We start from the raw sequence: 8,169 nt of genomic DNA on the forward strand, positions 1-8,169 counted from the left end.
GTTCAGGTCTTCAATTCGGCGGCGGCAGGTCGAACTCGTCGCTGCGGCGCGGCTGGGACGTGGTGAGCAGCTCGTCGCTGCGCTGGGGGCGTTGCTGTGTCGTGGGGGTCAGCAACTGCTCGGGAGTCGGCGGCGTTTTCGCACCGTACGGCGCAATCGGGAGCGTCTTGCCTTCCGCCGGGACGAGCCCATCCGCTGCGCCGCAACCCGACAGGGCCAGTGCCAATCCCACGATGCCAAAGAGCCGTTTCATGCCGTTTCCCCCCGAGCTGCACGGATCGCAGCGCGCACATTGTCGGGCGCGGTGCCGCCGAAGCTGGTCCGGCTGGCGACCGACGCATCGACCGAGAGCACGCCGTACACGCGTTCGTCGATCCGCGCATCGATTGCCTTCAGGTCCTCGATCGGCAACGCGTCGAGCGCGACCTTGCGCTCTTCCGCAAGCTTCACCGCGCGCCCTGTCACATGGTGTGCCTCGCGGAACGGGAGCCCCGCCTCGCGTACCAGCCAGTCGGCGAGGTCCGTCGCGGTCGCAAAGCCGCTCTCGGCCAGCCCGCGCATCCGATCGGTGCGGAACGTCGCGCTCTCGACCATCCCGGTCATCGCCGCGATCGACAGCGCGAGCAGGTCGTGCGCCTCGAACACCGGCGGCTTGTCGTCCTGCATGTCCTTCGAATAGGCCAGCGGCAGGCCCTTCATCGTCACCATCAGCGCGGTCATGCAGCCAAGGATACGCCCGGCATGCCCGCGCACTAGTTCGGCCGCGTCGGGATTGCGCTTCTGCGGCATAATCGAGCTGCCGGTCGACCATTGATCGCTCAGTGCCACGAAGCCGAACGACTGCGACGCCCACAGCACGAACTCCTCCGCGAGCCGCGACAGATGCAGCGAAGTCTGCGTCGCGGCGGTCAGATACTCGATCGCGAAATCGCGGTCGCTCACGCCGTCGAGCGAATTGGTCATCGGCCCGTCGAAGCCGAGCGCCTCGGCAGTCATCGCGCGGTCGATCGGGAAACCCGTGCCCGCCAACGCAGCCGAGCCCAGCGGCGATCGGTTCATCCTTGCGCGGGCATCCGCGAACCGCCCGACGTCACGCGAAATCATCGCGTGATACGCCATCAGATGATGCCCCAGCGTCACCGGCTGCGCGGACTGCAAATGCGTGAAGCCTGGCATCACGCTCGCCGCATGCTCTTCCGCCCGCGCGAGAAGCGCGGCCTGGAACCCGCCGAGCGCCGCCAGCGCCTGGTCGATCGCATCGCGTACCCAAAGGCGAAAATCGGTCGCGACCTGATCGTTGCGCGAGCGTGCGGTATGCAGCCGTCCCGCGACCGGGCCGATCGCATCGGCGAGCCGAGCCTCGGTCTGCATGTGGATGTCTTCGAGGACCAGATCCTCCTCGACACCGTGCTCGGCATAATGCGCCGCCACCGTGTCGAGCCCCGCCGAGATCGTCGCGGCGTCCTCCGCCGAAACGATGCCCTGCTTGCCGAGCATCGCGACATGCGCCTTCGATCCGGCAATATCCTGCTGCCAGAGCCGCTTGTCGAAGGGAATGGAGGCGTTTATCTCGCGCATGACCGCTGCCGGCCCCTCGGCGAACCGCCCGCCCCACATCGAATTGGAACCGTCCATGTTCTCGCGTCCTGTGTTCAATTCGCGCCCAATCATCTGTTTCTTCGGGATGGGCCTGCTGGTCGCCGGCTGCGATAGGAAATCGCCCGCGCCGGAGCAAGCAAACGTCGTCGCCGCGAATACCGTGTCCGCCGACGAGGTCGCGTCCGGCCCAGCCCCCGACGAAATGACCGGCCCTGCCGCCAGCACCGAAAAGCTCGACCGCAGCCACAAGGGCGAGACCGGCCCAACGGTCGCCTTCACCGCGCCAGACGGCAAGTCGGTCATGCTCGCATCGTTCAAGGGCAAGCCGTTGCTGCTCAACATGTGGGCGACCTGGTGCGCGCCGTGCGTAGCGGAAATGCCTACGCTCGATGCCGCCGCCAAGTCGCTGGTCGGCAAGGTCCAGGTGATCGCGGTCAGCCAGGACATGCAGGGCGCGGAGAAGGTGACGCCGTTCTTCGCCGAGAAGAAGTTCACGACGCTCAAGCCGTATCTCGATCCGAAACTCGGTCTTAGCCTTGCCTATCAGGCAAACCTGCCGACCACGATCCTGTACGATTCGGCGGGCAAGGAAGTGTGGCGGATGACCGGCGGCTATGAATGGAACACGCCCGCCGCCGCAAAGCTGATCGCCGAGGCATCGTAACGCGTTGATCCGACCCATTGATGTTGAACAGGGTGTGCCGACCCGCCTTGGTGACGAGCCAAAGGTTGATGGCGAGCCGGCACACCCCTCTAACGCGTCCGGCTATGCCAAAGGCGTAAACAACATCGAAATGCGATGAACCGAGTAACGCCCATACTGGAGGGCAAGCGCATACGGGTCGTCGTGCGGCGACCTACCAGTAGCGGCTACCCGGCTCGCCCTTGAACGGTCCGGCGAGATCTGCGGTGATCCAGCCGCCGTAAAACTCGCCGGGCTGTGGGATGACGCGGTCGCCATCGACGAAGCACCCGTCGAACGGGCCTGCATAGAACGCTATGTGGTCGCGCAAAGCTGCAAACGCGGGCGTCGGCGACGGATAGGTCCAGGCGACATCGCGCAGGACATCGCCCGCGATCTCGACATCGTAATAGACCGCGTTGCCCTTCCATTCGCAGAAGGATTGCCGCGTTGAACGCCTGAGCGCCGACATCAGGATATCCGAGGGCGGGATATAATAGCTGGGCGGATGGCTCGTCTCGATCGTGCGGACGCTGTGCCGGGTGTCGGCGAGCGTCAACCCGCGGTGCTCGATCAGGACATGACGATCGCTGCGCTGCGCGATCGCCGGACGCGGATAATCCCAAACGCTTTCCTGGCCCGGTCGCGCGGTATCGGGAACGACCGGCCTCATGCGGTGCGATCCACGTTCCGGGCGAAAGACTGCAAGCGAGGCCGGACGCGGAGAAACGCCCGATACACCCGTTCGAGACCAGCCAGGACGACCGGGTTGCGCGCTGCCAGCCCGAGCGGTCGCAGCAGCGGAATGGCGCGCCACATCGCCGCAAAGGCCGCTGCACCGGACAGCATCCGGTCTCCTTCGCGCGCATGGAACCGTGCCAGCATCGCATCTCGGTCGATCGGACAGCTCGTGTCGTCGTTGCTGGCATCGACGAAATCGATCGCGCCGCGGCGATCGAGACGGCGCATCAGCGCGATCTCGCGTCGGCACAGCGGACATCCGCCATCGTGCCAGACCGTCAGGCGGGTCATGCCTTGCCCGGACCGTCGGACCGGTTCCGCTCCCAGATGCGCTCGGCAAGCACGGTCGCGAACCCGAGCCAGGCGACGAACGGGACCGCAGTGGCCGCCGCGGTACGATCGACCTTCGCCGCAGCCGCGACATAGCCGGCACCGCTGGCGATCATCGCACCCGACGCGACCGCGCTGGGGCCAAGCGCCTTGCGTCGGAAGAACAGTTCGGTCCAACCACCGACCATGCCGGTATTCAGCAACCAAAGTCCGACCGCGAGGTTGCGCGGCGCATCGGCGGGGCGGCGCAACAACCGATAGCCCCCGACCGCGAGGCCAGTTTCGAGCACCGGCCATACCGCGCCGAACGCGGCGTCGGGCGGCGTGTAGGCTGGTTTGTCGAGCCGTTTGTACCAGCGGCGAATACCGGGATGCGACGGGTCGGGCGCGTTACGTCGCCCGAGCACCGCGCTGGCGCCGAGCACCCCCACGACGACCGCCAGCGCAGCCGGACGGGACAGGCCGCCGCCACGCTCGTCCGTGATCGCATCGCCTGGTTTCTGGGTCATGCTCGCCGTCCTCATCCCCGGGCACGCCGCCCGCTGACATCACAGCGAAGCAGCAGCCACGACGTTCCGTGGCCAGCGCGGCGATCGTTACCGTCGCAGCGTCACGGTGCCGCAGCTTGCCCTCTTCCCGTTCGGACTCAATGCGATCTACGCTGCGAACTCTTCGGGCAGAAAGCGGTCGGCGACGATCTCGAAATGGTCGCCGTCGACCAGGACCTGTGGACTGAGCGGGCGGCAATTGTAGCTCGATGCCATCGCGGCACCGTACGCCCCGGTCGCATGAAAGACCGCGAGATCGCCGCGGCGGACCCGGTCGATATCGCGGGCGAGCGCGAACACGTCGCCGCTTTCGCATGTCGGTCCGGCAATGTTCGCGACCACGCGTTCGCCGTCCGGCGCGACGGCTTCGAAGCGGTGGAAGGCATCGTATAGCGCTGGTCGAGCCAGGTCGTTCATCGCGGCATCGACGATGACGAAGGGGCGGTCCGCGCCGGGGCTTTACCCAGATCACCCGCGTCATCAGGACGCCGGCGAGTCCTGCGACGACCCGGCCAGGCTCGAAGATAAGGTCGACATCCCAGTCGCGCGTCACCCTAGCCACCATGGCGGCATAGGCGTCGAGCGTCGGGACCACGTCGCCGACACGGTAGGGGATGCCGAGGCCGCCACCGAGATCGACGCGGGTTATGCCGTGGCCGCGCGCGCTCAGGTCGATCACCAGCGAACCGATGCGCTCGTACGCGGCCTCCAGCGGAGCAAGATCGTGGAGCTGGCTGCCGATGTGGAGCGCGACCCCGACCAGATCGAGGCCATCGAGTCGTGACAGGCGATCGTACATTGCGGGCGCATCGGCGATCGCCACGCCGAACTTGTTCTCGCGCCGGCCGGTAGAGATCTTGGCATGCGTGCCGCCATCGATGTCGGGATTGATGCGCAATACCGCGACCGCCCGCTTGCCACGCGCCTGGGCAAGCGCGGCGAGCACCCTCCCCTCCTCCTCGAGCTCGAGGTTGAACTGCCCTATGCCGGCGTCGAGTGCATCGGCGAGCTCCCGATCGGTCTTGCCGACGCCGGAGAAGACGATGTCCGATGCGGCGATACCGGCTCCGAGCGCGCGGCGCATCTCTCCACCCAAGACGATGTCGGCACCGAAGCCGCAGCCAGCCAGCAGATGCAGCACCGCGCTGTTCGGGTTTGCCTTGACCGCGAACGCCGTCCGCGTCCGCGGCAGGATCGACAGCGCCGCTGTGAAACGCCGGGCCGCGTCGCGTAGTGCAGCCGCCGAATAGACGTGGACGGGCGTACCGACGACTTCGGCTATGACCGGCAACGGCACGCCTTCGGCACACAGGACACCGTCCCGCCGATCGAAATACGTCATGATGATCCTGAAGGCTCGAGGTCAGAGATGCGGTTGGTCGAGTCGGCGGCGATAGCGGCGGACGCGGACGGCATGGATCACTTCGGCGGTTCGTGCATGACCGTGGCGTTCGGCGCGAAGTGCGATGATGACCCGCTTGCCGTTGATCGCCAGCGTCAGGCCCAGCAATGCGAAGGGGAATACGAGCATCGCGCGTGCCGAGCCGTCCATTGCAACCGCAACGCTGCACGCGCCCACGCACAATGCCAGGCCGATCCCCCGCCATAGGATGTCACGCTTCGTCATGCTTCGGTACCGACGGCAAGCCACGTCGCGTCGTCGCCGATGACGATCCGCGCTGCATTCCCCAACGCCGACGCCGCCTCCGGCCTCCGGTCTTTCGCCATGCCGTGACAGATCACGAGATCGGCTGGCAGGTCGTGCTCCTCCAGCAAGGCGGTGACCATGTCCGCCACCTCGAACGTCGTGCCGATCGCAAGGTTGGTGCAACGGTTCGCCGCCGCGCGGGCGCGACCGATCAGCGCAGGCGATCCGTCGATCCCGCGCCCTTCGATCGCCGTGAAACCGAGCGACCGGGCATGATGCACCGCTTGCAGGAGGAGCGAGCCCGCGCCGCAATCGGCATCGACGATGCGGACCGCGTGACGCCCGTCTTCACGCAACGCTGCAAGGGCGGCAGCAATGACCGGCCAACGCGGATCATGGGTCGCGGTTTTCGACCCTGGCATCGCGGTTTTGGTCGCGATCTTCGGGCTTGGACCGGTGTGAAGACGGTTCAGGCGAGTTTGCGTGTTCATTGCCATCGCTTCCGTCATGCCGCCCTCCGCAGTGCGCGCTCGTCGCGCCCGACGGGCGCGAACGAAATGACCGGGATCAGCGGCGCGTTGGCGATCTCGACGCTCGCATGATAGATGTCGCGCTCGGCCTGGGCGTAGCTCATCGCCGCGCCATAGGAGATGAAACGCCCTTCGAGATTGCGCCTGCTGTCCTGCACGAGCCAATGCCCTGCGCGATCCTGGCCGACATAGATGACGAGCCCGGTAGGATCGGGTTCCGATATGGTTTCAGACGACATGTCGCCTCATTGCCTTTCGTATCACGAGCGTCGTGCCCGCGCTCATGATCTACGAGCCGCGACATAGCGCTGCGAGATCGATCCCCACGGATCGCATAGCGCGCGCATAGTGTTGCCCTCGCTTCACCGCGTTTGGGCGGGCGGAGGCGCATGAACACATCGGGGCATTGGCCTGCTGGTACCGACTACGGGTTACCGGAAATCGGCGCGCATGGCTCGGCGATCGACCCGATAGCGCTGTGCCGAGGGATTGTCGGTCAGTACACGCGCTGCAACCCCTGAAGGCGAAACCAAGCGCTACTGACGTGGCGACTATCGGCGCAATATAGCCAACGCAGCGTCAGGATCATCGGCATCACGACGAAGAGCGGGCTGTTCCAAACCAACGGCACAGTGTCGCTGTATGGCTGCGACCACGATACGACCAAACCGAGCTTTACCTATGGCGGCTCGAACGATGCCACACACTATTTGGTATCGGACGACTATTGCCACGAAGCGCTCGGGAGCGGCGTCGGCGTGGGTGCAGCATTATGGCCACGTCGCGACGTGTTTTCGGTGTTGGCAAGGCGTTCGGTTAAGTCGTCAAGTTGCGAAGGGCGTCATCCTGCTGCCCCTGGCCGGCACTACCCCTTCGGTCGCTCCTTACGCGCAAGACGAAGCGCGATCAGGCCCGCTAACAGCGTCGCGAGAACAACTGTCCGATCAGCAATTCGAAGTTGGACAGGCTGCGCTTCAGCGGCTCAACGGCACGATGTCGCCGAAACCATAGCCTTGATCGTCGTCAGGCTGGAACAGGTGAACGCGGCATACAATACAGTTGCGACGTGCAGATTGAAGGCGGACGCGCCGAGCGCGTGCCAGAGGCGATAGTGAATCCCCATTTCTTCAGCGTTCGCGTGGCAGTTTGTAGCTCAACTTGTCCCTGCAACTCGTTCGACAACCACGCGGATCGCCTCCCGACTAAGGGGGGCCGCATCGATCGAGTTGTGGATGCCGACACCCTCGATCAGTGCATCCAGCGCACGCGCGGTCAGCGGGTCGAAAAAGCGACCGAGCGCGACGCGGCTGCTGTCCATCCACTGTTGCATCACTGCCGTGACCGGGGGCTGCCGCGCGGCAAAGGCATAGAGTTCATAGCTGAGCAGCAACGTGCGTGGTTCGGCCCAGACCGAGTCGGCGATGATATCGATGATAGCTTCCACCGCCTCTCTCCGATCGGCGGCCCTCTCCAGACGCGCCTTGAATGCCTCCGAAGCCTGTGTTGCCAGTTGTAGAAAGGCGGGGGGAAGACGTAAGCCTGAAACACGTTCTGTCATTATTGGCGGGCGCGTCGGGCACGAGCCACAATTCGCCGCTGCTTGAGGTGGAGCTTTCCAACCTCACGCAAAATCTTCTGGGCGGCCTTGTCAGTCCCATCCTAATGGACATGATCTCGGACCGCGAAGCGGAACTCGCGCGGCTGTCGGCTCAGACTGTCAGCGCGACGGCGCGCAAACCCGCGGATATCCTGCCGCCTCCGGTTCTGCTGGAGCGTTTCAGCCAGAAGGTAACCGCGCTCCGGACGTCCCTAGACGATGTAACTATCCGTTCCGAGGCCGCGTCTGTCCTCGCGACACTCATCGAGAGCGTAACGATCTACCCGAACGGCGAGCATGGTCCGGAGGCGGAGGTGGTGGCGAAGGTGTCGGATTTGCTGGCCTGGGCCACAAACGACAACGCCGCCCGTAAGGGCGGCGATCGTAGTTCTATAGAGTTGGTTGCGGGGACAGGATTTGAACCTGTGACCTTCAGGTTATGAGCCTGACGAGCTACCGGGCTGCTCCACCCCGCGACACTTCGCTGTTGCGAA

At 65.2% G+C, this 8,169-nt stretch carries 10 protein-coding genes, 1 tRNA gene and 1 pseudogene; 1 reads left to right on the plus strand and 11 read right to left on the minus strand.

The window, feature by feature from the left end:
* Window positions 1–10: 10 nt before the first annotated feature.
* Both C8J39_RS06180 and argH read right to left on the minus strand, forming a co-directional pair.
* Window positions 11–253, minus strand: a complete 243-nt coding sequence (locus C8J39_RS06180) for a hypothetical protein (protein ID WP_056061645.1) — start codon at window positions 251–253, stop codon at window positions 11–13.
* Window positions 250–1,617, minus strand: a complete 1,368-nt coding sequence (gene argH / locus C8J39_RS06185) for an argininosuccinate lyase (protein WP_120299768.1) — start codon at window positions 1,615–1,617, stop codon at window positions 250–252. The genes C8J39_RS06180 and argH overlap by 4 nt, the downstream gene beginning before the upstream one ends.
* Window positions 1,618–1,633: 16 nt before the next feature.
* Between argH and C8J39_RS06190 the strand changes: the two genes are divergently transcribed.
* Window positions 1,634–2,263: a TlpA disulfide reductase family protein gene (locus C8J39_RS06190; protein ID WP_120299635.1), complete on the plus strand. Its 630-nt coding sequence runs from the start codon at window positions 1,634–1,636 to the stop codon at window positions 2,261–2,263.
* A 193-nt stretch (window positions 2,264–2,456) separates the two neighbouring features.
* Here the strand turns inward: C8J39_RS06190 and C8J39_RS06195 are convergent, their stop codons facing one another.
* From C8J39_RS06195 to C8J39_RS06235, 9 genes and pseudogenes are all read right to left on the minus strand, one after another.
* Window positions 2,457–2,954, minus strand: a complete 498-nt coding sequence (locus C8J39_RS06195) for a DUF427 domain-containing protein (RefSeq protein WP_120299636.1) — start codon at window positions 2,952–2,954, stop codon at window positions 2,457–2,459.
* Entirely contained in the window at window positions 2,951–3,313 is a 363-nt protein-coding gene (locus C8J39_RS06200; protein ID WP_120299637.1) for a thiol-disulfide oxidoreductase DCC family protein, read from the minus strand. The genes C8J39_RS06195 and C8J39_RS06200 overlap by 4 nt, the downstream gene beginning before the upstream one ends.
* Window positions 3,310–3,861 carry a TspO/MBR family protein gene (locus C8J39_RS06205; RefSeq protein ID WP_120299769.1) on the minus strand — a complete coding sequence of 184 codons (552 nt, stop codon included), beginning with the start codon at window positions 3,859–3,861 and terminating at the stop codon, window positions 3,310–3,312. The genes C8J39_RS06200 and C8J39_RS06205 overlap by 4 nt, the downstream gene beginning before the upstream one ends.
* A gap of 147 nt (window positions 3,862–4,008) precedes the next feature.
* Window positions 4,009–5,242, minus strand: a pseudogene (gene lysA / locus C8J39_RS06210) (diaminopimelate decarboxylase).
* Between the two features lie 21 nt (window positions 5,243–5,263).
* Window positions 5,264–5,527, minus strand: coding sequence for a hypothetical protein (locus C8J39_RS06215; RefSeq protein WP_120299638.1), 264 nt, complete (start codon window positions 5,525–5,527; stop codon window positions 5,264–5,266).
* Window positions 5,524–6,057, minus strand: coding sequence for a methyltransferase domain-containing protein (locus C8J39_RS06220; RefSeq protein WP_243649742.1), 534 nt, complete (start codon window positions 6,055–6,057; stop codon window positions 5,524–5,526). The genes C8J39_RS06215 and C8J39_RS06220 overlap by 4 nt, the downstream gene beginning before the upstream one ends.
* Entirely contained in the window at window positions 6,054–6,317 is a 264-nt protein-coding gene (locus C8J39_RS06225; RefSeq protein ID WP_120299639.1) for a hypothetical protein, read from the minus strand. Before C8J39_RS06225 ends, C8J39_RS06220 begins: the two co-directional genes overlap by 4 nt.
* Window positions 6,318–7,231: 914 nt before the next feature.
* Complete coding sequence (locus tag C8J39_RS06230; RefSeq protein ID WP_147420654.1) at window positions 7,232–7,636, minus strand: TetR/AcrR family transcriptional regulator; 405 nt, start codon at window positions 7,634–7,636, stop codon at window positions 7,232–7,234.
* 438 nt (window positions 7,637–8,074) lie between these two features.
* Window positions 8,075–8,151 (minus strand) — tRNA-Met (locus C8J39_RS06235).
* Between the last annotated feature and the right edge of the window lie 18 nt (window positions 8,152–8,169).

This window comes from Sphingomonas sp. PP-CC-1A-547 (assembly GCF_003610375.1).
Lineage (GTDB): Bacteria > Pseudomonadota > Alphaproteobacteria > Sphingomonadales > Sphingomonadaceae > Sphingomonas.